19 protein-coding genes and 1 CRISPR repeat array are annotated in these 25,912 nt (G+C 62.1%); of the genes, 8 read left to right on the forward strand and 11 right to left on the reverse strand.

From position 1 onward, the window contains the following. The first annotated feature begins 524 nt into the window (after positions 1-524). The 8 genes from cas3 (at position 525) to Pla175_RS08875 (ending at position 11,832) form a co-directional block, all read left to right on the forward strand. Complete coding sequence (gene cas3, locus Pla175_RS08840; RefSeq protein ID WP_197527364.1) at positions 525-2,747, forward strand: CRISPR-associated helicase Cas3'; 2,223 nt, start codon at positions 525-527, stop codon at positions 2,745-2,747. Continuing rightward, on the forward strand, positions 2,744-3,481 hold the full coding sequence (gene cas5c / locus Pla175_RS08845; protein ID WP_145283296.1) for a type I-C CRISPR-associated protein Cas5c: 738 nt from the start codon (positions 2,744-2,746) through the stop codon (positions 3,479-3,481). Before cas3 ends, cas5c begins: the two co-directional genes overlap by 4 nt. Next, complete coding sequence (cas8c, locus tag Pla175_RS08850; protein WP_145283299.1) at positions 3,478-5,241, forward strand: type I-C CRISPR-associated protein Cas8c/Csd1; 1,764 nt, start codon at positions 3,478-3,480, stop codon at positions 5,239-5,241. The genes cas5c and cas8c overlap by 4 nt, the downstream gene beginning before the upstream one ends. Before the next feature lie 54 nt (positions 5,242-5,295). Next, positions 5,296-6,180 carry a type I-C CRISPR-associated protein Cas7/Csd2 gene (gene cas7c, locus Pla175_RS08855; RefSeq protein ID WP_145283301.1) on the forward strand — a complete coding sequence of 295 codons (885 nt, stop codon included), beginning with the start codon at positions 5,296-5,298 and terminating at the stop codon, positions 6,178-6,180. A 5-nt stretch (positions 6,181-6,185) separates the two neighbouring features. Beyond that, positions 6,186-6,890, forward strand: a complete 705-nt coding sequence (gene cas4 / locus Pla175_RS08860; protein ID WP_145283304.1) for a CRISPR-associated protein Cas4 — start codon at positions 6,186-6,188, stop codon at positions 6,888-6,890. A 38-nt stretch (positions 6,891-6,928) separates the two neighbouring features. Further along, positions 6,929-7,960, forward strand: a complete 1,032-nt coding sequence (gene cas1c / locus Pla175_RS08865; protein WP_145283306.1) for a type I-C CRISPR-associated endonuclease Cas1c — start codon at positions 6,929-6,931, stop codon at positions 7,958-7,960. 11 nt (positions 7,961-7,971) lie between these two features. Beyond that, positions 7,972-8,262: a CRISPR-associated endonuclease Cas2 gene (cas2, locus tag Pla175_RS08870; RefSeq protein WP_145283308.1), complete on the forward strand. Its 291-nt coding sequence runs from the start codon at positions 7,972-7,974 to the stop codon at positions 8,260-8,262. A gap of 216 nt (positions 8,263-8,478) precedes the next feature. Then, a CRISPR array of direct repeats spans positions 8,479-10,314; the repeat unit is 33 nt; unit sequence ATCGCTCCCCTCGCGGGGGGCGCGGATTGAAAC. 894 nt (positions 10,315-11,208) lie between these two features. Then, complete coding sequence (locus Pla175_RS08875) at positions 11,209-11,832, forward strand: reverse transcriptase domain-containing protein (RefSeq protein ID WP_231954279.1); 624 nt, start codon at positions 11,209-11,211, stop codon at positions 11,830-11,832. Here Pla175_RS08875 and Pla175_RS08880 read toward each other — a convergent pair. The 11 genes from Pla175_RS08880 to Pla175_RS08930 form a co-directional block, all read right to left on the reverse strand. After that, the gene (locus tag Pla175_RS08880; RefSeq protein ID WP_145283311.1) at positions 11,798-12,751 is read right to left on the reverse strand and encodes an IS5 family transposase; all 954 of its coding nucleotides are present in this window, start codon (positions 12,749-12,751) and stop codon (positions 11,798-11,800) included. The genes Pla175_RS08875 and Pla175_RS08880 overlap by 35 nt on opposite strands. Before the next feature lie 60 nt (positions 12,752-12,811). Further along, positions 12,812-13,543, reverse strand: coding sequence for a hypothetical protein (locus Pla175_RS08885; protein WP_145283313.1), 732 nt, complete (start codon positions 13,541-13,543; stop codon positions 12,812-12,814). Positions 13,544-13,664: 121 nt separating this feature from the next. Continuing rightward, positions 13,665-15,170, reverse strand: coding sequence for a sulfatase family protein (locus Pla175_RS08890; protein ID WP_145283315.1), 1,506 nt, complete (start codon positions 15,168-15,170; stop codon positions 13,665-13,667). A 27-nt stretch (positions 15,171-15,197) separates the two neighbouring features. Then, positions 15,198-16,613 carry a sulfatase gene (locus tag Pla175_RS08895; RefSeq protein ID WP_197527365.1) on the reverse strand — a complete coding sequence of 472 codons (1,416 nt, stop codon included), beginning with the start codon at positions 16,611-16,613 and terminating at the stop codon, positions 15,198-15,200. A gap of 262 nt (positions 16,614-16,875) precedes the next feature. Further along, positions 16,876-18,816 (reverse strand): arylsulfatase, encoded by a 1,941-nt coding sequence (locus Pla175_RS08900; protein ID WP_145283320.1) that lies wholly within the window; start codon positions 18,814-18,816, stop codon positions 16,876-16,878. Beyond that, positions 18,801-20,231 (reverse strand): transposase, encoded by a 1,431-nt coding sequence (locus Pla175_RS08905; protein ID WP_231954280.1) that lies wholly within the window; start codon positions 20,229-20,231, stop codon positions 18,801-18,803. The genes Pla175_RS08900 and Pla175_RS08905 overlap by 16 nt, the downstream gene beginning before the upstream one ends. A gap of 211 nt (positions 20,232-20,442) precedes the next feature. Further along, positions 20,443-21,918 (reverse strand): GH39 family glycosyl hydrolase, encoded by a 1,476-nt coding sequence (locus tag Pla175_RS08910; protein ID WP_197527366.1) that lies wholly within the window; start codon positions 21,916-21,918, stop codon positions 20,443-20,445. A 763-nt stretch (positions 21,919-22,681) separates the two neighbouring features. Continuing rightward, positions 22,682-23,608 (reverse strand): hypothetical protein, encoded by a 927-nt coding sequence (locus Pla175_RS08915; RefSeq protein ID WP_145283324.1) that lies wholly within the window; start codon positions 23,606-23,608, stop codon positions 22,682-22,684. After that, positions 23,609-23,848, reverse strand: a complete 240-nt coding sequence (locus tag Pla175_RS08920; RefSeq protein WP_145283326.1) for a hypothetical protein — start codon at positions 23,846-23,848, stop codon at positions 23,609-23,611. Positions 23,849-23,898: 50 nt separating this feature from the next. Then, positions 23,899-24,141, reverse strand: a complete 243-nt coding sequence (locus Pla175_RS26465; protein WP_145283328.1) for a DUF6429 family protein — start codon at positions 24,139-24,141, stop codon at positions 23,899-23,901. Positions 24,142-24,361: 220 nt separating this feature from the next. Next, complete coding sequence (locus Pla175_RS08930) at positions 24,362-25,876, reverse strand: AAA family ATPase (protein ID WP_145283331.1); 1,515 nt, start codon at positions 25,874-25,876, stop codon at positions 24,362-24,364. Positions 25,877-25,912 lie beyond the last annotated feature (36 nt).

A 25,912-nucleotide genomic window follows, 5' to 3' on the forward strand; every position in this document is an offset into this window, starting at 1 on the left:
AGCACCCAGAGGCCAGAATTGGGCCCCTCAATTGGCCGAATTCGAGTCCGGCAGCAATGTCATACGTCGGAGCAGCTGAGTACTCAGCTGCTCCGACGTATGACATTTCGACGTGATCGCGCAAGCTCCTTTCAGCGAACGCTTTACAGCGACGATGACTCCGTTTGACCGGCCAAGCGACGCAGTGAACCGCGTCTGCAGAGCGTGAAGCGAAGTCCGAATCGACCCTGGCGGGCTGACGTTCCAGCAACAGGTTGGAACTCGACAAGATGGCACGCGGTCTGGCCGTTGCTGAGCGACGATGACCCCGCGACCACGGGGCGCTGAGTATCGCATCTCCAACTGAGATCGCCGGCGATTCCTGGGTAGACTCTTTTCGCCGCCGGGGTGGCCCGCCTGACGGCGTTCAGCGAAGGAACTCATCGGAATCTCGTGCCCCCATTCGTGTGGCAATTGGGGCGATGCGGAACTCCGGCAAGCTGGCGTTGGGTAAACTGGCCTATCACCATCTGGAGAACGCGGTCATGCATTTCGCCCACACCCTCCCCGACCGCGCCCCGGAAGATTGGGAGCCACTCGAACGACACCTTCAACTAGTCTCCGATCTGGCGGCTCAGTTCGCCGGCGAGCTGATCCCTCGCGCACCCGACGTCTCGGCCTGGGGCGGTGCCTTGGGCCGTTGGCACGACCTTGGAAAGTACTCCGCGGCTTTTCAAGCACGCATTAGGGGGGCGGACTCCGCTGAGGCGCACATTGAGGGCTTGCCCGGTCGGGTAGATCACTCGACGGCCGGCGCGAAGCATGCGATGGAATCGGCGCCACGTTGGGGGCGTCTGCTCGCCTACGCGCTGGCGGGGCACCACGCTGGGTTGGCCGATACAGAGAAGCTGAGCGAACGCCTCAACAAGACCATCGAGCCTTGGCGCCATGCAGCGCCGTCTGAATGGTTGGCCACCGGAGAAATCGGACGGCCGCCGCTGTCGATCGATCGAAACGACGCTGCCCGCTTTGCTTTTCAATGCGCCCTGTTCACTCGCATGCTTTTTTCCTGCCTCGTCGATGCCGATCGATTGCAGACCGAGGCCTTCTGCAACCCGGAGAGGGCTGCCGAACGCGTCGCCAAGCCCCCCATGGGCGACCTCTCTACCGCGCTGAATGACTACTTGAAGCGGCTCAGGGACAAAGCCACTCCAAGCCCTGTAAACGATCAACGCGCCGCAGTGCATGGCGCCTGCCGAGCCGCGGTTTCCCAGCTTCCCGGCCTTTTTTCGCTCACTGTCCCAACCGGTGGCGGAAAGACCCTTGCCTCGCTTGCATTCGCGCTCGAACACGCCCAACAACACGGGCTGAGACGGGTCGTAATGGCTATCCCGTTCACCAGCATCATCGAGCAGACGGCGGAGGTTTATCGTAAGGTGTTCGCTGAATTGGGCGATGGCGTTGTTCTGGAGCACCACTCAAACCTCGATCCCGAGAAAGAAACGCGGCTCAACCGCCTAGCGGCCGAGAACTGGGACGCGCCGCTGGTCGTGACCACGAACGTCCAACTCTTCGAGTCGCTGTTCGCCTGCCGCACCACGCCGTGCCAGAAGCTGCACCGCTTGGCGGGGAGCGTCATTATCCTGGACGAGGCGCAGACGCTGCCGGTCGGCCTGCTTCGGCCATGCCTGGCCGCGCTCCGCGAGCTTGCCGCCGACTACGGCTGTTCGATCGTCCTCTGCACGGCCACGCAACCCGCGTTAGAGCACCGCGACGATTTCAAGATCGGCCTGGAAGGGGTCCGTGAGATCATCCCTGAACCAGAATTGCTCTACTCCGCCATGCGGCGGGTCGAGGCGGACAACCTGGGGGCGATCGACAACGATGCCCTCGTTGAGCGGCTCTCTGCCGAACCATCCTGGCTGACGATCGTCAACACACGCGCCCACGCGGCGGAGCTTTACCGGCGTCTACGTGCGATGCCCGACGCCCCGCCCGACGACCTCTTCCACCTCAGCACGCTGATGTGCGGCCAGCACCGCAGCGACCATCTGGTCAAGATTCGTCAGAGGCTTAAGTCCGGCCTGACTTGCCGGGTTGTCAGCACTCAGTTGATCGAGGCCGGCGTCGATGTCGATTTCCCGGTAGTCTTCCGGGCGATGGCGGGTCTCGACTCGATCGCCCAAGCCGCCGGACGCTGCAACCGAGAGGGTCGCCTCCCGGGCCTCGGCAAGCTGTGGCTGTTCGATCCGACCGACGTGAAGCCTCACGGTTACCTCGGAGCCACGGCAGCCACCGCGCGCGAACTGCTTCCCGACTTCCCTGACCCGCTCGACCCCGACGCGGTGCGCAAGTATTTCGAGCTGCACTACTGGAAACGCTCGGGGGACAATCGGTGGGACGACAACCGTGTGATGGAGTGCTTCCCCGAGGAACGCGGCGAGTTCGCGTACGACTTCCGCACCGCGGCCGAGCGGTTTCAGTTCATCGAAGACGCATCGCAAACCCTCTTCGTCAGCTACGGCGACGGCATACAACTAATTGAGCAACTCCGGCAAAGCGGGCCGCAGCGGTGGCTGCTCCGCAAGCTACAGCGCTACACCGTCGGGGTCTTCCAGTGGGCCTACAACGCCCTCCTCGCGGCTAGGGACATTGAAATCCTTGATTCTGGCTTCAGTGTACTTGCGAACAGTGATAGCTATGGCCACAATCTGGGGCTGCGGCTAGACGCACCCGGCTATCGTGAACCCAAGAACATGGTGCTATGACGGCTTATCAGGGACAGCGTTCCCACATCTCCCTCCGTATCTGGGGCGACTACGCCTGCTTTACTCGCCCCGAGGCGAAGGTCGAGCGGCTCTCTTACGACGTCATCACCCCTTCGGCCGCCCGCGGGGTGCTGGAGGCCCTCTACTGGAAGCCGGAGGTACGCTGGGTGGTCGAGCGGATCCATGTCTATCGTGAACCGCGGTTCACCAACCTGCGGCGAAACGAGGTCGCGAGCAAGGCGTCGGCCGCGAACGCCAAGCAGGCCATGAACGGCACGCCCGCCGGGACGCTCGCGCTCTACGCAGACGAAGATCGACAGCAGCGGGCCGCCACTATCCTTACCGGAGTCGAGTACATCATCGGCGCCCGCTTCGAGGTGCTCGACGACAGCGAGCCGGTCGCCAAGCACTACAACATGTTCAAGCGGCGGGCCGAACGGGGGCAGTGCTTCCACCGCCCCTACCTCGGCACGCGTGAGTTCGCCTGCGACTTCGCCTGGGTCGAAGGGCCGATCCCCGCCTCGCCCCTCACCGGCGAGCGCGACCTGGGCTGGATGCTCCACGACCTGGTCTTCACGCCACTCGACAAGAATCAAGAAAAGCTGGCCGACACTCTCTGCGCCCACACCGGCCGGCCGCTGAAGGCCGAACCACGGTTTTTTCGCGCGCAGATGCACGACGGCGTGATCGAGGTCCCCCCACTCCAGCACGCGACCGCGGAGTCAGTCGGATGATCCTGCAAGCCCTCAACGCCTACTACGAAAGACTGGCCGCCGATCCGGAGTCGGACGTGGCGCCGTACGGCTACAGCCGGCAGCAGATCGCGTTCGTCGTCGTGGTCAACGCCGATGGCTCGCTGCACGAGATCCAGGACGCGCGGGTCGAAGATGGAAAGGGCAAGCTGCGAAACCAATCGCTGATCGTACTTGGCAACTCGAAGCCAACGGGCTCCGGCATTAATCCATGCTTCCTCTGGGACAACACTGCCTACGCGCTCGGCTACAAAGCGAAAGACGAGAAACCCGAGCGGACCCGCAAAGCGTTCGAGGCGTTCCGCAAGCGACACCTGGACGCAGAAGCGGAGGTCGATGACCCCGAGTTCGGGGCCGTCTGCCGGTTCCTGGAGTCGTGGTCACCCGACGGCGCGGAGTCGCATCCGACACTTACCGACGCGCCGACCGGCTTCGGCGTGTTCAAGCTGCGGGGAGCTACGCACTTCGTTCACGAACAGGCGTCGGTGAAGGCTTGGTGGGAGGCGATGGCAACGGATAGTGCTTCAACCGAAGAGGCTTCTGAATCGCAATGCTTGGTGACGGGCCTTGTTGGTCCGATCGCTCGACTTCACGAACCTAAAATCAAAGGAGTTTGGGGAGGGCAGCCTGCCGGAGCACTGCTGTGCTCGGTCGATACCGCGTTTACTGCGGCGACTTCGTACGGAAAGTCGCAGGGAGGCAATTTTCCTGTGGGGGAGACGCCGGCGTTCCAATACTGCACGGCCCTAAACCGACTGCTCGACCGCGCGAACAACCGCCGCTTGTCGGTTGGCGACACGTCCGTAGTCTTCTGGACAGCCAAACCTTCGCCCGCCGAAGCCTGGATCGCGGAGCTATTCAACCCGAGCACGAAAGCAGAAGACGAGACAACACTGTCGAAAGTTCGACCGCTGCTCGACGCAATCGCCCGAGGCTCGTTCCCGCCAGAGTTCGACGACCCCAACTCGCCCTTCTATGTCTTAGGCCTCGCGCCAAACGCCGCCCGTGTTTCGGTTCGCTTTTGGCGAGAATGCACGCTGGGAGACTTCCTCGACAAGCTCCGGCAGCACTATGCCGATCTAGAGATCGTCCGCGGCCCGAACGACTTCCCTTATCCGGCGTTGTGGCGGCTGCTCGCAGAGACCGCCCGGGAGTCGAAGGACATTCCCGACCTGCTCGAAGGCGCCATGCTGCGAGCCATCCTTACCGGCCAGCCCTACCCACAGATGTTCTACGCGGCGCTGCTGCGTCGCATCCAGGCCGATCGCGAAGTGCGGTTCGTTCGTGCGGCGGCGATCAAAGCGTGTTTGAACCGCAACAGCCGTTTTGGCATCAACCCTTTGGAGGAGGAACTCCCCATGGCACTCGACCAAGAACGCCCCGAATCCGCGTACCAGCTTGGGCGGCTCTTTGCCGAATTGGAGAAGACCCAGGAAGACGCCCTGCCGGGCATCAACGACACGATTAAGGACCGCTACTTCGGCGCCGCGTCGTCAACTCCCGCGAGCGTCTTCCCCCGGTTGATCCGGATGAACCAGCACCACCTCGGCAAGCTGGAGCGGGGCAATCGCACCTACCACGAGCGGCGTATCCAGGAGATCGCCGGGCGGATCGACGGGTTCGACTCCCATCTTTCGATGCCCAATCAAGGTCTGTTCGCCATCGGCTACTACCACCAGCGGCAAGACATTTTCACGAAGAAAGCGGCCGCTGAGGCGCCCGATACGGTCGAAGCCAGCTAGCGGCCACTTGCTCGCCATACTTATTCCCACGCTCACCCATTTAGGCCACCCGTCATGATCCCACGCGTCGATTTCGTCCTGCTCTTCGATGTCAAGAACGGCAACCCCAACGGCGACCCCGACGCCGGCAACCTGCCCCGCGTCGATCCTGAGACCGGCCACGGACTCGTGACCGATGTTTGCCTTAAGCGCAAGGTGCGCAACTTCGTCGGCCTGGTGCACGGCGAAGATCCGCCGTACGAGATTTACGTCAAAGAGAAGGCCGTCCTGAACGCGCAGCACACAAGGGCCTACAAAGCATTGAACCTTGAGCCCGATGCGAAGAAGCGGAAATCAAAGGGAAAGGATCGCGCTGAAGAAGATAAGCAGCTCACGACCTGGATGTGTACCAACTTTTTTGATATCCGGGCATTTGGCGCCGTGATGTCAACCGGAGTCAACTGCGGGCAGGTCCGTGGGCCGATTCAGCTCACGCTTGCTCGCAGCATCGACCCGATCATCGCGCAGGAGCACGCGGTGACCCGCTGCGCGGTAACGACGGAGAAGGAAGCCGAAGCACAGTCGGGCGACAACCGCACGATGGGCCGCAAGTTCACCGTCCCCTACGGCCTATACCGCGTCCACGGCTTCATCAACCCGCACCTCGCGGCCAAAACCGGCTTCGGCGCCGACGACCTCGATCTGTTCTGGAAGTCGCTCGAACAGATGTTCGAGTCCGACCGCTCGGCCGCCCGCGGCGAGATGGCTGCACAGGCGCTGATCTGCTTCGAACACGCCGACGCGCTCGGCAACGCGCCGGCGAGCAAGCTGTTCGATCGCGTCAGCGTCAACCGCAAAGCGGCAGAGAACGGCACGCCGCCACGGTCGTTCGCCGATTACGAACTCAAGATCGACGAAGCAGGTCTGCCGGAGGGCATCAAAATCAACCGGCGTTTCTAATCCCCATGCCGTTCCCCGAAGCCGACCTACTGCCGATCTCCGCCCTACAGCACCTGCTGTTCTGCGAGCGGCAGTGCGCGCTGATCCACGTCGAACGGCTCTGGAGCGAGAACCTCCTCACCACGCAGGGCGCTCTGCTGCACCGCAAGGCCCACGAAGGGAAGCCCGAAACCCGCGACGGCGAGCGGATCGCCCGCGGGCTGACGCTCCGCTCGCTCGAAGTCGGCCTGTCGGGCGTTGCCGACATCGTCCTCTGGCGGCCCCCCGAAGGTCGCAAGCCGCAGGGCCGGACGCTGCTCGACGCGATCCGTCAGGCGACCGCAGAGGAACTGACCGAGTGGAGCATCCGCCCGGTCGAGTACAAGCGAGGCAAGCCCAAGGCGAACGACTGCGACCGTGTACAGGTCTGCGCCCAGGCCTTGTGCCTAGAAGAGATGCTCGGCGTCACGATCTCCGCCGGCGACCTCTACTACGGCCAAACCCGTCGCCGAAGCGAGGTGACTTTCGACGACCCGCTGCGAGCGAAGACCCTAGCCGCCGCGACCCGCCTGCACGAACTGATGGCGGCTGGCGAAACGCCCGCGGCAGTCTACGAGAAGAAGTGCGACAGTTGCTCGCTCTACGAGCTCTGCCTCCCTAAAGCGATCGGACGCCGCTCCGCCCGCGACCACTTCGACCGCGAGCTCGCCGCGTCGCTCGCCGATGAATAGCCGCGCCTTTTTGCCGACTGCCGACTCCCATCCTGAAAGTGAAACGCCACCTCAACACGCTGTTCATCACCACCCAGGGGGCGTACCTGAAGAAGGAAGGCCAGGCGGTGGCGGTGCGCATCGAACGAGAAACACGCCTCCGGGTCCCGCTGCACAACCTCGACGCGATCGCCTGCTTCGGCCGCGTCGGCGCCAGCCCCGCGCTAATGGGCGCCTGTGCCGAAGCCGGCGTCTCCTTCTCGTTCCTCACTGAGCATGGCCGGTTCATCGCGTCTGTGAACGGCTTCACGCCCGGCAACGTGCTGCTGCGACGCGCCCAGTACCGAGCCGCCGACGACCCCGCGATCTCCGCTGAGCTAACCCGCTCGATCGTGCTCGGCAAGATCGCCAACTCCCGCACCGTCCTACTGCGAGCCGCCCGAGAAGGGGCCGACGCGGAAAGCGCCGAACGGTTGAAGCACGCAGCGGGGCGCCTGTCGGCGAGTATCGTCGAAGTGAAAGCCGCAGACTCGGTCGATCGACTCCGCGGCCTCGAAGGCGAGGCCGCGTCACGCTACTTCTCGGTCTTCAACGACCTGGTGCTGGTTGCTGGCGACACGTTCCGTTTCAAAAAACGTTCGCGCCGCCCACCACTCGACCCGCTGAATTGCCTGCTCTCGTTCCTCTACACCCTGCTTTTGCTCGACATCCGCAGCGCCTGTGAAGCGACCGGTCTCGACGCCGCAGTTGGCTATCTGCACCGCGATCGGCCGGGCCGCCCAGGTCTGGCGCTCGACCTAATGGAAGAGTTCCGGGCGCCGCTGGCAGACCGAGTGGCGTTGACGCTGATCAACCGTCAGCAATTGGGCGCGCGAGACTTTGTCCGCCAAGAGAGCGGCGCCTATCTGCTAACCGACGACGCTCGGAAGCGGGTATTAGTGGCCTGGCAGGAACGCAAGCAAGAGGAAACCCGCCACCCATTACTCGATGCGCGTACCTCGGTCGGTCTGCTCGTCCACCTGCAAGCCCGCTTGATGGCCCGCCGCTTGCGGGGCGACCTCGACGCCTACCCGCCACTCATCTGGAAGTAAGGAGCGCCGCCATGTACGTGCTGGTGACCTACGACGTAGCAACGGCCACGCCCGAAGGACAGAAGCGGCTCCGCCACGTCGCGAAGGCCTGCCTCGACTTCGGCCAACGCGTGCAGAACTCCGTCTTCGAGATGAAGGTCGATCCCGCCCAGTGGGAGGAATGCAAAGACCGCCTCCTGCGGATCGTCCAGCTTGAGCAGGACAGCCTACGATTCTATTATCTAGGCGCCAAGTGGCAGCGGCGCGTCGAGCACCACGGCGCCAAAGCGAGCTACGACGTTGAGGGACCCCTCATTGTGTAGTTGCGACGCTATTGCGACATTGCAGCCAACAGCGATGGAACGCGGACCCGTAGTGGACGCAGCCCGCCCGGAAGGTTCGCGATGGCCGCAACTTGTTACCTGAGCACGCCTTCGGATATGCACAAGTGCACGGCATGCCGGTTCAGTCGACTGAACACGGTGGTCCGCGGAAATCAAGTTTTAACGTCCGTGGCTGCATATCGTTAGTGAGACGGCATCGCTCCCCTCGCGGGGGGCGCGGATTGAAACATGGGGGCTCGCATGACGCCACGCATCGGCAAGATCGCTCCCCTCGCGGGGGGCGCGGATTGAAACCGCGAGACTCGAACGGCGGCGGCCAAATGCGGCATCGCTCCCCTCGCGGGGGGCGCGGATTGAAACACCGCGAGCCGCACCATCACGGGCGCGGAAACGCTATCGCTCCCCTCGCGGGGGGCGCGGATTGAAACTCTGGCTCCAGGTGCCAGCCCAGCAGCGCGGTCATCGCTCCCCTCGCGGGGGGCGCGGATTGAAACGAGGGGCTGGTCGGCCGCAACTCCGTCGACGTGCATCGCTCCCCTCGCGGGGGGCGCGGATTGAAACAACAAGTCTACGAAGCGGGGGCTGCTGTCGTTCGATCGCTCCCCTCGCGGGGGGCGCGGATTGAAACATGGGGTTCGCCTAGGAAACTGGTCTGCACTTCCATCGCTCCCCTCGCGGGGGGCGCGGATTGAAACACTTACCGAACCCGAGGCGAGGAACCGACGATGAATCGCTCCCCTCGCGGGGGGCGCGGATTGAAACGGATCTCCGGCGCCCAGCAGTCGAGCAGCCGGACATCGCTCCCCTCGCGGGGGGCGCGGATTGAAACCCGATTCCGCCAGCTCCAGCCCCCCGCCGCCCGAATCGCTCCCCTCGCGGGGGGCGCGGATTGAAACTGTGTTTATACACCCACGCCTACCCCGATTTTGGTGATCGCTCCCCTCGCGGGGGGCGCGGATTGAAACGGCCGCACCATCTGCCCGATGACGCAGGCCCGCGCCATCGCTCCCCTCGCGGGGGGCGCGGATTGAAACACAGCCTACTCCGGCGGCGAGGGCAAGAAGCCCGAATCGCTCCCCTCGCGGGGGGCGCGGATTGAAACCGATAACCGACTCTATCCCCGACGCCACCGAGCATCGCTCCCCTCGCGGGGGGCGCGGATTGAAACCCTGCTACGGTTGCGAGCACAACCCGACCGAAGCATCGCTCCCCTCGCGGGGGGCGCGGATTGAAACGTCGGTTAGGGTGGGTGGGGTCACGATGCGAGTATCGCTCCCCTCGCGGGGGGCGCGGATTGAAACCGCTACAGCGCGGCCCCGCACGACTACCCCCAGATCGCTCCCCTCGCGGGGGGCGCGGATTGAAACTCCACCACCGTCGCGGCCGCCGCCGCCAAGGCGCATCGCTCCCCTCGCGGGGGGCGCGGATTGAAACCGGCTGAGCATGACCGACTCCGCCGGCAACGTGATCGCTCCCCTCGCGGGGGGCGCGGATTGAAACTTCTCGCGGATACGCTCCGCACGCTCGCCCACCATCGCTCCCCTCGCGGGGGGCGCGGATTGAAACGCTCGAGGACCCCGACGGGGTGCTGGCGGAGTGATCGCTCCCCTCGCGGGGGGCGCGGATTGAAACGACAAGTCCGCCGCGCAGCACGTCCACGCCCACATCGCTCCCCTCGCGGGGGGCGCGGATTGAAACATCACGCTGATGAAGAAGAGCCAGGACGCCGGCAATCGCTCCCCTCGCGGGGGGCGCGGATTGAAACCTGTTTGAGCCGAACGTCACCGGGCTGACGATTATCGCTCCCCTCGCGGGGGGCGCGGATTGAAACTAGGCGCCGCTGCGTGTGACCCGTCACCCTCTGATCGCTCCCCTCGCGGGGGGCGCGGATTGAAACGGTCTTGAGCGCCTGCTGGAACGCACGCCCCAGATCGCTCCCCTCGCGGGGGGCGCGGATTGAAACTCGTGCAGCGAGACGGCGTAGGCGTGCTTGCCGGCATCGCTCCCCTCGCGGGGGGCGCGGATTGAAACTACGACGAAGGACGCATCGCGGCCGTGATCGACATCGCTTGAGGTGGTGCGGAATTGACGGACAGGTGACGTCCTTAGAATGGGCCCAACCTCAGGAGTCGCTGTGTGCCACGGAAGAATGCGAGCGGTATTCGAAAAGTGCGGCGCAATACTTCCGACAGAACCTGCGTAGTACTAAGCTGCACGTCTGAGGACTACCTCTGAACGTGTCAACGGTTCGGTTCCGGATGGATGATATTGCTATGATGAGGGCGTCCGGTGAAGCGAAGTTTGGCTCTGCGGGGACGCAACCGAACGAGGAATAGCCGGATCGATGGTGCGCCGAAGCGCGTGGGCCCTCGGGCGGCCGGTCTGCTCGGGGGCCGCTTGATTCCAATGCCCTTCGGACGCCAGAGCTGTGGAGTGCCGGGATAAAACCGGTTTGGAATAGAGAATGAGAGTTTCTTACGAAGAAGATTTCGCCAATCACTTTGGCCTCCGGCGGAGGGACAGATCGGGCAACCGCTTTGGACTGAGCGTCCGCGCAGGGGGAAGCGTAGGCCAGCTAATGAGCTCCGAAATCAGATTTTTCAGGTGCCGACCCAGTCATAGCATGGGGAAGGCAACATCGGTCATGCCGCTACTGGCAAGGCGTGACTCGGACCTGGCGGAGTCGTTGAACCTGTGCATGCGTGGAAAATTCCAAACGCGAGAACCGGGAGATCCCATTGGCCTCTGGTACCAAGCCCGCAGGGCTAACTGCCAGAGCGGACGGCGAACCGCAAGGGCAATGCTGTCATGAACGCCGATGGGAAGTCTGATGAGTCCATAGTACCGTCGACACGGGCGAACGACGTGGGAACTGAACCCGCTGCGGAATCCGTCAAGGAAAGGGACTCAGCCAAGAGGAACACCGTGCCGACCGACCCCGGCCGCGCCGAGAAGCGGAACCCCCGAGGGTTACGTGGTCTGTCTGGTGTGCGTGGATCAGCGAAGGCCAAGCCGGAGCTGAAATTCACGTCGTTGCTGCATTATGTCAGCGAGGCACTGCTGTACGAGGCGTTCTTCGCGCTGAAGAAAGCCGCTGCAGTGGGAATTGATGAAGTAACGTGGCACGACTACGAACAAGACCTGGAGGATCGTATTCCTGATCTTCACGGTCGCATTCACCGCGGAGCCTACCGAGCGAAGCCGTCCAAGAGAATCTACATCGCCAAAGCCGACGGTCGACAACGACCGATCGGCATCTCTTCGCTGGAGGATAAGCTTGTCCAAAAGGCGGTCGTGTGGGTGATGCAGGGTATCTACGAGCAGGACTTTCTCGGGTTCAGCTATGGGTTCCGACCCGGACGAAGCCAGCACACGGCGCTTGACGCGCTGAGTGTCGGCATCTCCGATCGGGGAGTGAACTGGGTACTGGACGCCGATGTGGAAGGCTTCTTTGACAACATCGACCACGAGTGGTTGATGAAGTTCTTGGAACACCGCGTCGCGGCCTTGTTGACTAACCCCATGCGAACAACGGCATGCCAAAGGTGATGAATACGTTGAGCAGTTTGCATCGGAGTGCGACCTCGGTCGCCTGATTGGGGAGCGTCCGGTTCTTCAGGCGGTCGCCGAAGTTGGTTTTGAATCGAAACATGGCGGTCTCGGCTAGGCTGCGTCGGTGGTAGCCGATCGATTCTTTCCACGCTTTCTTGCCGTCGCGGCGGATCTGCCGAAGGCACTCGTCGCGTTCCAGCGGCTCGGCCGACGCGTTGCCGTGCTGCTTGATCTTGGCGTTCTTGCGCGGCGGGATCACTTGGTGGATCGACTCCCCTTGGAGGTAGTTACGCACTTTCCACTGGTCGTAGGCGCCGTCGCCGTAAAACGTCTGGACTTCGGCTTCGACTTGCTCCAACAGCGGCTCGACCGCATCGCCGTCGTGGGTGTCGGCGCCCGTCACGACCTGGGCGACGATGGTGTGGGTGGCCGGATCGACGGCCAGGTGAACCTTCCGCCAAGTGCGACGCTTGCCCACCCCGTGCTTCTTCACCTTCCACTCCCCCTCGCCGTAGACCTTGAGGCCCGTGCTGTCGACCACCACCTCGATCGGTCCCGTGGTCGCACGCAGGTCGATCAAGACCCCCAGCTTGGCCGCTCGCTTCTGCAGCGAGGTGTAGTCGGGGATCGCCACCTCGGCCTGCATCAGCTTCGCGAGAGCCCGGCCGAAGCCTTCGGTCTGCCGGTACGGCAGGCGGAATAGCTCACGGATCATCAGCAGCGTTTCGACCGCCACGTCGCTGTAGAGGAACGGCCGGCCGACCTTCTTCCGGTCGTTCTCGTGCTCCCAGGCGTCGATCACCGCGTCATCAAACCAGAAGGTGATGTCGCCCCGCCTTACCAACGACTCGTTGTAGTCCCGCCAGTTCGTTACCTTGTAGGCGAGCTTCCTCGGCTTGCTAGCAGGCTGCGTCATCGTTCGCTCCGTCGGTCTGAATAGAAGGAACTCCGTCCGGAACCGATCTACGCAGCGTTTCTAGCGATTGTTCGACAAGGCCTTGCGGGAATAGAGCCAGCGCAGGTCGGGATTGGTTGAGTGCTTCAGCCAGTCCCAATGCTCCAGCGAAGAACATAGGCCCTCCTCCCCGCCCGCTGAGTTTTGACTGTGAAGCTTGTGCTGGGCCACGGTCGGGAATGCGTTCGTGAGCCTCTCCCACTTGAATGCGGGGTCGTGTCTGTTGTTGGCCGGGGAGTGGGAAACACAGCGGATGAAGAGCAACTTCTCTGGGGCGACGGCCTTCACTGCTTCGAGGTACTTGTATGCTGTTGTCATCGGTCCTGCGCAGATAAACCACAGCGGATCCTCTTCAGAGGAAGCTCGAGCCGCGTGTACGAAGTTCGCGGTGGCTTCGTTCAATTGAGTTTGGCAACTGAAAATGCGGTCGGCCTTGACATCGAATCGCCGGGCGCCCTCGTTTACGCTTATGGTGACTTGCTCAAGGAGCTCGGCCTTTGAGGCCGCACCTTTATGACCCGGGTGAACGAAGTGATTGGCATAGTCTACGTGCACCAGTCGATCGCTAAGGCCTGCTGCGTGCATCAGTGCCATGCTCATCGGCGTGGCTCCGATGTCATCCGGGTCATGGGCATTTCCGTCTGAGGTAATCGCCATTCGACCACCGGGCCAGCGAATGGCGGACTCCTCAGCCCAACTGCTGGGCATGAGCGCGGTATAGAAGATGGCAAATGCGATGAAGCAGGTTTTCATGCCGATGCGCTCTGGGTAGAAGCCTCCGTTGGCGTGCAAAGTGTTCCGATCTGACCTCAACTCATTGATCTAACGCGTCGCGCGGCCATTGATGCACGGTAGTCGCTTCACGTTCCATCTATTAGGCAGAAGGTGGAGCCTTGCAAATCTTGGGTTCCGGGAATCGCTTTTCATTCTGGCGCGTCGCCTCGTGGGGGTCGATCAGCTTGCCTTTGAGGCTGCCAACCTGCTGCTTGGGGATTCGGTTGCGCTGGTCGGCCCGATCAAGCGCAAAACTCGGTGCGGTCTTGAGCAAGGGGACAGGGTCTGTTTTGTTTAAGAGGTCATTCTGCTGCCTCATCCATTCAAAGAGGCTGTCCTCCAATCGCTGTTTGATCGTCTGGTAACTTGGGGCGTTGGCGAGATTTTTCATCTCATGAGGGTCATTCTGAGTGTCGAACAGCAATTCCTCTGGAATGTCACCGTGTTTGTTCGCACCGCGCTGGTGGAAGAAACCGATTTCCTTTCCGGCATTCCGGTCCCGCCTGATTCTATCCAGGGTATTGAAGCTGTGGATATAGTGGTAGCGCTCATCTCGCACCGATCGCTGCGGGAAGACATGGCGCTGCAAGGTGCCTTGGTTGGTTGTCACACCATAAACGTGAGTATGGTGCTTTGTCGATTCTCCCCGCAGGAGACGCAGGAGGCTCATCCCGTCCAGGTTGCTAGGGGCGTCTCCACCCGCCAACTCGATGACGGTGGGCACGAAATCCGCGAAGCTAACCAAGGCTTCGGTTCGGCCTGGCTTGATTCGGTCTGGCCAGCGGACCATGAAGGCAATATTGAGCCCGGAGTCATAGGATGTGTACTTGCCGCGAGACAGGCCGTGATCATCTGAATAGAAGACAAGAGAATTCTCCCTTTGTCCGTGTTTGTCGATCAGCTTCAATAGGGCCGCCAACTCCGCTTCCTTTTGCGCGACGCTGGCATAGTACTTTGTCGCTGCAAGAAGGTTCTCATCGGTCCGTGCTTCGAAGGGCTCCAGAACAACATCCTCCGGCTGATAGGGAGTTTCCGTCATGAAGGGACCGTGCGGGAATTCGCTGGCGACAATGAGGCAAAACGGGTTCGGGCCGGGATGCGCGAGGAATGCATCGATCTGGTCCAGGGGTATCCAATCTCGGGAGGCACCGGCCTTCTTGACCGGGGGAAAACTCTCCGACCACTTGAACTGGTTCCCCGGCTTCACATGAGACTTTCCCGCCAGAATGACCGTATAGCCCAGGTCGTTGAGATACGCCGGCAGGGTCTTTACGCCGGGCCGGATCTTGTAGTGATTCAGAAAGCAGCCGTTCCGGATGGGATACAGGCCCGTGTAAAGCATCGAGCGGCTTGGCGCACAGATTGCTTGTCCGGTGAAGGCTCTGTCAAATACAAGCGATTCCTCGGCTAGGGCGTCCGTGGTGATTGTGGGAATCGTGGGGTGCCCGTAAGCGGTGTGATTGAACCTGCTCTGGTCGTCGGCGAGGAAGAAGACGACGTTAGGGCGCGAGCCCTTCATGGGCAATGAGGCGCCGGTCTCCGCGCAGACGGAGGAATTGGAGAGCGCGCCTGCGAACAGAGAGAAGAAGAGAAGTCTGATGGACATGTCGAGTTAGTCTCTTGGGAGAAATTACTAGCGATCTGGGACCCATTGAGCTGATTGCGCCAGTTTGATTTGCTGATCAAGTTCCTCACACATGACTTGGAGCTGTGACGCGTATTCCGGCACTTTGGCGACGTTCTGGTTTTCATCCGGATCCTTGGCCAGATCGAAGAGCATCTCAGATCCGTCGCTGAAGCGGGAGTAGCTGAATCCTTCCGTCACAACTGCGTCGGCTTCCTTGAAGCGAGTGTAGACTGCCGGGGTGTGCTGCGCATCCTGGCTCGCAAGCAATTGCTCGAAGCTCTTCCCCTGAACCGAGCCGGGGACATCCACGCCTGCGAGGGAGCAGAGGGTCGGGAAAAGGTCTACCGTTGAGACAAGGGCCTTACTCGTCACTCCCTGAAGCTTGCCCGGGGCCTTCACAATGAGCGGGACGCGGATGGCGTTGTGGAGGGTGTTGTGTTTCCCCCAAAAAGCGTGCTCGCCCAGGTGCCAGCCATGGTCGCCCCAGATAACCACGATGGTGTTGTCCACCAGTCCGAGGGCTTCGAGTTCGGAGAGGACGTCACCGACCAGCTTGTCGGAATAGCTGGTGGATGCGAAGTAACCATGGCGCATTATGCGATGAAAGTCGTCCGAGTTCTTCTTGAACTTGCCGAGGTCGTAGGTGCGGTACTCGCCTGAGCCGCGCAAGGCCGTGGGGGCGTCGTGAGGCCGAAAGCGGTTCTTGGCGATTGGCAGGGAATCCGCGTCATAGAGATCCCAGTATTTCTCTGGGGCGTAAAAGGGCAGATGCGGGCGAATGAAGCCGCAGGCGAGGAAGAACGGTTCCCCGCTCTGGGCGAGTTCCCGTAAGTCCGCGATAGTGTTCCGAGCCACCTGTCCGTCTGCATAGGTGTCATCGGGCACGTCGGAACGATCGAAGAATGGTTTGCTCCCACTATTTCCCGGCCTCGTTTGCGTCCCGTATCTTGACTTTTTTTGCGCGTTCGCGTTCCGACCCTTAAGGTCTTTGCCCATCTTCGGAGGTCGACTCCAGCTGCGAGCGGCGGTATCACTCCAATTGTGGAAGACCTTTCCGTGGGACAGGGTGGTGTAGCCTGCCGCTTTGAGGGCCTGCGGCAAGGTGACCGCGCCCGGCGTGTCCTGATCGGCCATGGTGGTATAGTTCACAAAGCGATCCTTCGTTGGCAAGATGCCCGTCATCAGGCTGGCGCGTGAAGCCCCGCAAACCGCGACTTGGCAGTAGGCTCGCTGGAATAACACTCCCTGGGAAGCCAACTTATCAATATTCGGGGACTTGACGGCGGGACTGCCATAGCAGCCTAGCTCGGGACGAAGATCATCAATAGCGAGGAAGAGAATACTGGGACGGCTTTGTTCTGCGAACGCGGCTCCCAGCGTGAGGAAGGCAACGATAAGAGTTGAAATGAAGTTCATGAACATCGAGGCAATGGGGAAGTCGACGAGTTGAGGGCCGGAGTGTTGGTTGGCGTGGCTTCTCTCGAAAAGAAAACGCGGCCTTCTGGCGGGAGAACGGTGTCGTGGCGGCCCGGAAGTCAGAACCTGTCGGCTAAAGGAAGTTCTTGGAGAGTCTGCCGCGGGATACGGCATTGATATTGGAGCGGCTGAGGGAGAGCGTTGGTTCAGTTCCTTCGGTTGGCCGATCGATAGCGGTGGAAGAAGAAATGCGTAGAATAGGGAATGGCTATTCTCCAGGTTTCAATGTCCAGTCTATGAGGACCGCCTCCTTGGCGTCGCGCAGTTGAAGGTCGCGAATGATCGCAGAGCCGGGGCCTTCTGTGATACCGATGCGGAGCTGCTTGAGCGACTTGTCGGTTTCGATCTTCTCCTTCACCGCATGGGGTTCGTTTGCTGGGCCTAGCGGAAACCAGATTCTCTGCCCCCTTGTCAGATTGGTCTCGAAATCTAGTGTATAGCGGATCTCTCCCTCGCCCTGCTGGGGGGTGGTGAGCTTGAAGCTCAAGGCGTACGGCCCCGACGGCAGATTCTCCCAGCCCCGAAGATCCATGGTGATGCCCGGATCCTCGCCGGTGAAGGTCAGTTTGAGGGCTCCATCCGCCAGCCGGCTGAGCTCGGTGTTTTTGCGCGCCCGGACGGTCGGCATGGAGGCTCCATTGGCCCTCCGGGAAGGCTTGCCGGCGCTGGATGCGGACGGCGTTCCTTGGTTACCGAAGACGGTCCACTCGGGATTCGACCTTGGATGAACGGCAGGTTTTATCTTCGGACTATCGAGCAGTGGCGAGTGCAGAACGTCACGGGACATCTCCTTCCACTTGGCGACCATCGCCTGGAGCCTTTTGGGTTCGGCTTCGGCGAGGTCGTTGAGCTCGGTGCGGTCGCGGCCAAGGTCATAAAGTTCCCATTCCTGTCCTTTGAAACTAACGATCTTCCAATCACCGTCACGAAGCTCGAGGTCGGACGCGAAGTGGAAATGGATCGGCTCGCTTCGACGCAGTTCACTGCCCTCGAAGATCGGCCGGAGCGAGATGCCGGAGACCGGCCGAAGCTTGCGTCGGGAATGCTCGGTGGGCGCCTTCGCCGCTGCCAGGTCAGCCAGGGTCGGCAGGACGTCGATCAGATGGACCGGCGTGTCGATGACGGCCCCGGGCCTCGTCTTCAGGCCCGCAGGCCAATGCACGATGCCCGGCGTGCTGATTTCGCCCTCGAACTGGTTCTGCTTGTAGAACCGGAACGGCGCATTCCGCGCCCAGGCCCAGCCGGTGGAGTCCTTGAGCGAGGTCTCGGCGTTGGTCGGCTCGACGCCGAGGCGCGGCTTGCCCCGATCATATGGACTTGCGCCGTTGTCGGAGACAAGGAGGATCAACGAGTTCTCGAGCTCTCCATTCTTCCTCAGGTCCTCGACCAGCCGGCCCACCTCCTGGTCGATACGGTCGATCATGGCGGCGAGGGTTCGCATGCGGTTGATTTCGTGGTCACGTTGCCAGTCGACAAGCGTGTCCCATGCGGGGACGTGCGGCGGCCGCGGGCTGGGCTCCAGGGATACAGGGAGGAGCCCGAGCTCCTTCTGCTTGCAGATTCGTGCATCACGGATCTTGTCCCAACCGGCATCGTATCGCCCTTGGTACTTGGCGTAGTCCTCTGGAAGGGCATGCAGCGGGGCGTGGGGGGCATTGAAGGCGACGTAGAGATAAAAGGGCTTCTCCGCTGCTCGGGCTTCGGCGAGGAAATCGAGGGCGTAGTCGACCTTTGCCACGGTTGTGTAGAAAGGCTTGCCGTTTGGAGTCTTGGGCACGCTCCACGGTTTCCCGTTGAGCCTGAAGGACCCGTTTCCGCTGAAGTAGTTGTAGGCCCCACTGAGGTGACCGAAATAGCGGTCGAAACCGAAGTCGGTGGACTGGCTGTCGAGGTGCCATTTGCCGCTCATGGCAGTGAAATACCCGGCGGCACGGAGAACTTCCGCTGATGTGACTGCATGGGTCAAGGCCTTGTCCCCGGCTGCCGCGCAATACTGGCCACTGAGGAGAGAGACCCGGGAAGAGTGGCACTTGGCCGTGTTGTAGAACTGAGAAAATCGGAGGCCGTTGGCCGCGAGGGAGTCGAGGTGAGGCGTTTCGATCTCTCCCCCGTAGCAGCCGAGGTCCGAGTAGCCTAGCAGCCCGTTGATCTAAGCGCATACTCCTGTGGCCCGCCAACTGTGAGCAGTTGGAGGCGTGACTCTGTAGGCCGGGCTCCCAGGCGAGCATGTGTGTCCCACAAGTTCTTCATCGCTGCGATGAGAAGCCAGGCGAGCTGCATAAGCCCGGCGGAGCCACCTTCGCCCTGCAGGCCCCTCGGCGTGCCGATCCCGAACAGCTTCCGCATTACCAGGCCCAGGTTCCGCACCAGCGCCGACGTCAGTAACCGCTTCCTCACCTTGTCGATCCCCCGCAGCCATGTGCGGCGTGACCCGCCGGTGTCGCACACGTGGGCGAAGCTGCGCTCGACCCGTTCACTCCTCAGCCGCTGGAGCCGTTTGTTCTTGGCGGTCTTGGTCCGCCGGCGGTTACCCTTCACCGCGCGCTGCTGCTCGACTGGCTTGGCGCTCAGACGCGACTCGCCGCGGCGCTTGGGCTCCGGCACATACGTCCGCACCCCGACCGACGTGACCAGTTCCAGCTGCTCGGCAGCGTGGTAGCCCTTGTCGGCAACCGCTTCTTCGATCTGCGCTTCCAGCCCAGCCTCTGACAGGTGCGTCTGCGCCTCCATCACGCTGTCGCAGAGGGTCTTCGTGTCGCTGTGGTCGCCGTGATAGACCTCTGCCGCCAAGATCAGCTCCGTATCGATATCGACCACGTGCTCCGCCTTGTACGCCAAATGCGTGCGGCCGTCCTTGAGCTTGGTGATCCGTGCGCTCGGGTCGGTCGTGCTGACCCACTCGGCGTTCGAGACCTTTTTGTTCTTCCGCTTCTTATCGAAGCGGCGGACCTCTTCGTCGCTCGGCTCGTCTCCTTTTTCGATCACTCCTTCCTTCTTCATCAAGCCAATGACGTACGCCTTCCAGTCTTCTCCTGTGTCGCGCCGCACGATGCTCTTCATCGCCGCATCGGCTTCAAGGGTAGTCGAATCGACCGCTACCGTCTTGCCTTTTAGCAGCCCCTGCTGCGCCGCCAGTTGCAGCACCAGCCGGAACACTTCCTGGTGGACTTCCAGCGGCAGGCGGTCGCGGACCCGGCTGAGCGTCGAGTGATCGGGGGTCGCCTCGGTCAGCGGAACGCCCAGGAACTCCCGCAGGCTGAGGCTGTCGGCGCACCGCCACGCGATGCCCCGCTGTGAACCGATCCCCTCGAAGTAACCCACCATCAACATCCGGAAGTAGACTCCCGGCGGGACCGACGGCCGCCCACGCGTGCCGGTCGGCTGGTAGTACGGCTCGCACAACTTCTCGATGTCGCGGTCGAAGCCCGCCTCGGAAAGCAGCCTATTGAGCCGCTTGTAGAACGCGTGCCCCTGACTCTTGGGCAGCTGCTGGGCCGTCACGAACAACACGTCCTGCCGATCCCGCTCTCGCCTTCCCATCCCCATCGCTTCGCTCCTGCTCAAGTCACGCTTTCGTCGGCGACGCAGTTTAGCGCCAAGGGGTTGGTCGGGGGAGTGGCATTTTTCAACGGGCTGCTAGGTCATCGAACATGATGACGACGAAGTTCGGCGGTTGCGCGGCGGCGCCAAAAACGAGCGCGGTGAGGATCACGGTGGCTGGCAAGAAGAGCTTCATACGTCACTGTTAATCCGTACGACCGGGAAAACCGCCGGACTACCTTAATTGAAGAACGACAACGGCGTGGCCGTCCAGCATCAGATCAAAGTGCATCCGGCCCAAAGAATCGACGGTCGGTTTGGGTAGCGGGTCAACGGAATGGAGCTTACTCAACTCCTCGTACTTGGCCCGATGTGCCGCCATGACCTTCCTCGTGATCGCATGCGTTTTGGCATTGTCGGCCACCTTTGCCCGGACATGCTTCATGTCTGCGTTGCGTTCGGCCATAAATCCAGCGTGTTCCCCATCAAGTAGATTAGCGCGAGTTACGGACAATTCCTTCTCGACAAATGAACCTCCGTCCAACGTAAGACGGACCAAAACCTTGTTGCCGTTGGATCGCTCAGCGAGGTGACGAAACACAATCAGATTGACTACGTCGCCGTTTCTAGCGGCTATGCAGCCAATATGGTCCATTTCGCTCATTTGATCTGATTCGACAGAAAGCCGCGTCCCGCCAGCCATCTCTTCGAGCATGTCCATGACATGGGTAAGTGGTGTTGGAATGTTCCCTCCTTTGTCGGTGTTCCAGTCCCACTGATAGACGCGACGGACGTCGTTTCGATAGATCTTTTCCGACATATGAGCGAGCCACGAACTTCCGAACTCAGTCCCGTCGCCGGCTATCTGCTTTCCGCCTTCACTGAGGATTCCAAACTCATGGATCTCTACGGGGACTGAGTCAAACTGGGGGTGGTTACCAATCTCTTCCCGCAAGAACTCAACCACGGCATCGAACTGTATGTCCGACCTCCCGACGGAGGTGTAGTACGATGATCCGAAGACATCGAGCGGAGTCCCCGTCGACCCGGAAACATGATTCGTTCCCGTTGCACAATGGTTAATGATTGCAGGCGCCCACGACTTCTGCTTCCGGCCTCTTAGTGGGGCGATAACGTTTCCAGGCCCGATACTGGCAGAGGGCAGCACGCTTCGGACTGCCGCGACCGTGTAGTCGTAGTGCTTAAGATATTGCTGCTGCGTGCCAGTCCAGTGACCGGGGCTGAAGTCTGGTTCGGTCCCAACCCGGAAACGCCATTGAGCAACCTCTTCGACTCCAAACTCCTCAACTAGCGCTCGAGCGAACTGCCGGACGTAGCTGCTCCAAAGATCAAAACTTGCAGGTGGCTCTGTGTTTCCGTAGAGGTTTTTTGTAGGGTTCTCACTCATCTCGGCGGGAACGTTGTCCAACACGATCCACGGCGTAAATCCACAGCTCCGGATACCGGAGAGCATCGCCAGCGCCTCTGAGAAATCGCAGATTGCTTGGCCTCGTGCATCGACTCCCCGGAAGTAGTCGTCTTTCTTTGAGTCTTTGCCGCCAAACAGCCGCACGCAATTAATAAATCGTGCGTACCGATACTTCTGCTTGAGTCGACTTAATTGCTGCTCGTCGAGGAAGGGCGATTGGTCAGTGACTGGATAGACGTCCCAAAACCTGTACATCTGGCCTACCTCAGTATCGAGGTCCACAACTATCACACTGGGTGACAACTGCGACCCAGCGGGCTCGTCACCTCTGAGTGCAGGTGAGGTCAATATGTACGTGCTCAAAGCGACGAGCAGCCACTTGCAATTAAAAATCATCGCTGGTTGTGCCTCGCCGTTCGTCACTTGAGTACTTGCCCGTCATGCATTGTATCCTCCTACAGACGTGTGAGATAGAATGGTCCACCCGGTCTTTTTTGTGGGTAGAGTAGCTAACACCTCAGCTCCGGGTCGACAGAGTTGGCGCCCCGGCAACGTCGCCTTCGCATCAGCCCTCGATTGGGTGCAGGGCCGATGCGAGGGCGGCGGCGAAGGGGGGGGGCGCCGCCCCTTTTTTCGAGCCCGAGCTGAGGCTTCCCACCCACTAGAAACCCGGATGGACCAAGTTTTGCCGCCTGGCGATTCGGCATCGGGGCTGCTTATGCAGGAACCAGCTGCAGTACCGTTCGGGAGCCTGCATCTGCGGGCGCAGAGCTACCCGACCGGTGCGACTTCCGCGTTATTTTCTCTCTGCGATCGGTGGCGTCACCCGAGGCGGCTGGAGGCTCAGACAAGTCGCAGCGGTGGACATCACCTCCCTCAGATCCGGCTCCAGCCAGGTGATCGGAGGCGGACCGGCCGCCGCGGGGGTCGTCCGGCAAGAATCCGCAGCGGTGGCGACGACCTCTGCGAGAACGGGCATACTGCATCGTGGCGGGGGATGGCCTCGCCAATCGAATGCGACGCCACGGTCGCGTTTGGTTGAGTGTTATTCCAGCAACCCGCGTTTCTTCAACGCCGATTTCAGCCGGTTGAGCGTCGGGTGCTTCTTGGCAAGATGAGCGGAGTGCTGTCGCGCGAGCTGTTCGCCGCTGTCGCCCGCCAGCGCTTCCCGCAGCTCGTCGAGCACCTCGGCCGCCGCTTCGTAGTTGGCCAACCCGCGAGCGGCGACGAGTTCCTCAGCTTTGCGGAGCCATTTTTTCGGTTCGTCAACCATCTGCCTCATCCGTACCTCCCGCTCCTGAGCCAGCTTGGCCGCTTTACGCTGCTCAGCGGCAACGAGTCGCTTCTGTTCTCGTTCGTACTCAGCCTGGCGGAGCTGGGCGGCTCGATCGAGCAATGTCTGGTAGTTTCGGCTTGTGACGACGGTCGGCCAGACCGAAGGGGTCGTTGCACCCAGGATGCGAGCAATCGTTGCCGATTTGATCGCGGCGGAGTCCTCCGAGAGCAATTCGCGAAGCAGTGCCTTTACCTCTTCCTCGCTCTGGGACTCAACCCACCGCTGGATGCGATGCTCTGCGGAAGCCTCGTCGGGTGCTTCTGCAGAACCCTCGGCCGCAGCGTCCAACAAGGACGCTTCGAGGCCAAAGAACTCCAGGAAGGGCTGAGCCTCGCCGGCAAGCTCGGCGAGCCCGCAAGGCACGGGAGGCTCTTTGGCATCGACGGAGTTAGGTTGTCCGTCGGTCGCCGCAGCGAGCCAGAACAGGTAGAGCACCCTGAGGTCGCCGACCATCAGCCGAGTGCGAAGCTCGACCATCGCAAGCATATAGGATTCGAACTCCCAGAACTCTTCGAGTTCGCCCGCTTCATCGTACGGGCTCAGGGTCAGAACGCCCCCGCTGCCACGCCGGTCCGGCGCCCACGAGACTCCCTCGCCGCCGATGTAGTTCGACCAGACGTCCTCGGCGAACGGCATTCACACCGGCAGCCGGAAAGCGACCGTTCGAACCCCAAAGTTGGCGTAGTGGAGGTGTACGTCGTAGCCCCTCCGGAGCATTCCGTTCACGTCACCATGAAAGTCTCCAAAATGGTACTCATTCTGAAATGACCAGCGCGAGATCTCAGCCCGAGTTGATTGTTCTCGGGCGTAGGCCAACTCGCGGTCGGTGAGCGGCCGGTCTACCGCTTGAAACTCGATGAGCTGGTACTCGCTCACGCGTGGACCTCCTGCCGGGATGTCGGCATCCTAGTGTCAGGGCGGGGAGTTCAATCGCTTCTTGCGAAAAGCCTGTCAAACAACGCGCGACCCCTGGCCAACCCTTCAGGCGTCATGACCACGGACTTCGATTTGGACACAGGGTCGAACAGGAGGCCCTTCTCATGAAGACGGTTGAGGGCGTCCCAATCATGGCCTTTCCAGGCGCGGGCCCCAAACTCGTCTTCCTGGTGAGCTGTCAACGTGAGGAGTGCGAGGACAGCATCATCGATTCTGTCGCTGTCATATGGCATGCGGCGTCCCTCCAATTGGGCAACGAGGGGGAAGTCCGAAGCCAATTCTATCACCCGGCGTCCATTGAAAAAGCTCGCCGATAGCCGAGAGTCCCAGACGCGGAAACCTGCGTCGGCCCGACACTTCGACGCTGACGCTATAAAAGGACGATGACCGTCGGAAGGAAGGCGAGACGCACTTTGTCGGCCGGCCGATACTCCTACAAATAGATGGCCACCCCTAGTTGTCCGAAGGATCCAGCCGCTTCACCCGGCGACGCCGGCCCTGCCTAGGGGCCGCCGCCGCAGACCGATAGACCCCCGGCGTGTCCGCACTCAAGCAGCGGCCGCTGGCCCAGCCCCGCAGCCGGGCGACCGACTCGGCCGCCGTCGAGGCGATCGGCACCACGTGCCTGGCCGCCTCGACCAGCGGCAGGTCGAGCAGCCGCGCCAGCCGGCAGCACGAGCGGACCTCGGCGCCGGTCCAGTCGTCGTCCGCGGGACGGCGCTGGCCGGGGGCGATGCCGAGCGACGAGCGGTGGATCTTCCAGATCGCGTCCTTCTGCTGCCTCCCGGGGAGGTCGAGGAAGAACACCGCGTCGAACCGCTCGGCCCGCGTCAGCTCGGGCGGCAGCCGCGAGACGTCGTTGGCGGTCGCCACCACGAACACGTCCGACTCGTGGTCCGCCAGCCAGCTCAACAGCGAACCGAACAGCCGCGACTGCACCCCGGAGTCGCCGGCCTGGCCCCCGTTTTGGCCGCCGACGCCGGACAGGGCCTTGTCGAGCTCATCGACGAACAGCACGCAGGGCGCCATCGCGTCGATCGACGCCAGTGCCCCGCGCGTCCGCTCCTCGGTCTGGCCGACCAGCGAGCCCATCAGCCGGCCGACGTCCAGCACCAAAGTCGGACGCCCCGTCTCGGCGCCGATCGCCTTGGCGATGGCACTCTTGCCGGTCCCGGGCACCCCCAACAACAAAACCCCTTGGGGGCGGATGCTGGCGCCTGACTTGCTGTCGCTGGGCCGGGGACGCAGCGCCCGGCGACAAAACCCCTTCAGCGACTCGAGCCCGCCGAGCTGGTCGAAGGAGCCGCCGCCCCGGTGGAGCGTCACCAGCCCCCCCTGGGCGAGCGTCTGGGCCTTGAGCGACCACAGCGTCTCGGGGGTGAGCCGCCGCTGGCGCACCAGGCTCAGCGCGAACGCCCCCTCGGCCTCGTACCGCGACAGGCCGCTGGCCGCATCAATGAGCTGCTCGAAGCCGGGCCCCTTGGGGAGTTCTCCGCGCTCGGTGGCGACGCCGCGGGCGATCTCCGCCAGCTGCTTCCTGTCGGGCAGGGCGTGCTCGATCACCACGAACAACCGTTCCAGCTCGGGCGGCAGCTGCACCACCGGGGCGATCACGACCACGAACGTCGAACGCCGGCGTCCTACTTCGACCTGGCGGGTGACGGCCTGCACGACTTCTACCGAGCTGAGGTAGCGGTGGAAGTTGGGCAGCACCAGCAGCGTGGCGCCCGCGTCTCGGGGGGCGTGGTCCAACAGCCGCACGGCAGAGACCGGGTCCGAGGCGGTCGCCGGGACGGCAGAGACCGTGCCCCACGCGCCCAGCTCGACGTCCCAGCCCCACGCCCGCCAGTTCTCGGCGCGGCACAGCGTGGCGATCTCTTCGAGGGCGTCGGGGTGTTCGTGGCTGGTGATCCACAGCCCCGAGAAGCACGCCCGCACGTGCTCCTGGAGGGTTTCGGAGAGCGACATACTGGCTCCTTGGCTAGGACAAGAAATGGCGAGCAG

The organism is Pirellulimonas nuda (assembly GCF_007750855.1).
In the GTDB taxonomy this organism is placed as follows: Bacteria; Planctomycetota; Planctomycetia; order Pirellulales; family Lacipirellulaceae; genus Pirellulimonas; species Pirellulimonas nuda.